The 1504-nt window shown below is 53.8% G+C and carries 1 rRNA gene; it reads left to right on the forward strand.

The features are described 5' to 3' along the window. Positions 1–162: 162 nt before the first annotated feature. Positions 163–1504: ribosomal RNA gene (locus tag BUA49_RS17475) — 16S ribosomal RNA — on the forward strand; the annotation flags it as partial.

Genomic DNA, 1504 nt, shown 5'->3' on the forward strand with positions numbered 1-1504 from the left:
CCTTGATTGAGCCACGGCTCAAACGCTCTTTAACAAATTAACCAAGTAATTCGTGTGGGCGCTGGCTGGAGTATTTCGACAAGAAATACCAAGGCAAGCGACTCGTCGAACATTGAGTTTTGTCTTGAGCAAGAATTGAGATCTTCGGATCTTGTATGATTTAAACTGAAGAGTTTGATCATGGCTCAGATTGAACGCTGGCGGCAGGCTTAACACATGCAAGTCGAGCGGAAACGATGGTAGCTTGCTACCAGGCGTCGAGCGGCGGACGGGTGAGTAATGCTTAGGAATCTGCCCAGTAGTGGGGGATAGCCCGGGGAAACTCGGATTAATACCGCATACGCCCTTTTGGGGAAAGCAGGGGATCTTCGGACCTTGCGCTATTGGATGAGCCTAAGTCGGATTAGCTTGTTGGTGAGGTAAAGGCTCACCAAGGCAACGATCCGTAGCTGGTCTGAGAGGATGATCAGCCACATCGGGACTGAGACACGGCCCGAACTCCTACGGGAGGCAGCAGTGGGGAATATTGGACAATGGGGGCAACCCTGATCCAGCCATGCCGCGTGTGTGAAGAAGGCTTTCGGGTTGTAAAGCACTTTCAGTGAGGAGGAAGGCTTTCAGACTAATACTCTGGAGGATTGACGTCACTCACAGAAGAAGCACCGGCTAACTCCGTGCCAGCAGCCGCGGTAATACGGAGGGTGCAAGCGTTAATCGGAATTACTGGGCGTAAAGCGCGCGTAGGTGGTTGAGTAAGCGAGATGTGAAAGCCCCGGGCTTAACCTGGGAACGGCACTTCGAACTGCTCGGCTAGAGTGTGGTAGAGGGTAGTGGAATTTCCTGTGTAGCGGTGAAATGCGTAGATATAGGAAGGAACACCAGTGGCGAAGGCGGCTACCTGGACCAACACTGACACTGAGGTGCGAAAGCGTGGGGAGCAAACAGGATTAGATACCCTGGTAGTCCACGCCGTAAACGATGTCAACTAGCCGTTGGGGATCTTGAATCCTTAGTGGCGCAGCTAACGCACTAAGTTGACCGCCTGGGGAGTACGGCCGCAAGGTTAAAACTCAAATGAATTGACGGGGGCCCGCACAAGCGGTGGAGCATGTGGTTTAATTCGACGCAACGCGAAGAACCTTACCTGGCCTTGACATGCAGAGAACTTTCCAGAGATGGATTGGTGCCTTCGGGAACTCTGACACAGGTGCTGCATGGCCGTCGTCAGCTCGTGTCGTGAGATGTTGGGTTAAGTCCCGTAACGAGCGCAACCCCTATCCCTAGTTGCTAGCAGGTAATGCTGAGAACTCTAGGGAGACTGCCGGTGACAAACCGGAGGAAGGTGGGGATGACGTCAGGTCATCATGGCCCTTACGGCCAGGGCTACACACGTGCTACAATGGCGCGCACAGAGGGCTGCAAACCCGCGAGGGGGAGCTAATCTCACAAAACGCGTCGTAGTCCGGATCGGAGTCTGCAACTCGACTCCGTGAAGTCGGAATCG

Origin of the sequence: Marinobacter antarcticus, from assembly GCF_900142385.1 — a bacterium.
Lineage (GTDB): Bacteria > Pseudomonadota > Gammaproteobacteria > Pseudomonadales > Oleiphilaceae > Marinobacter > Marinobacter antarcticus.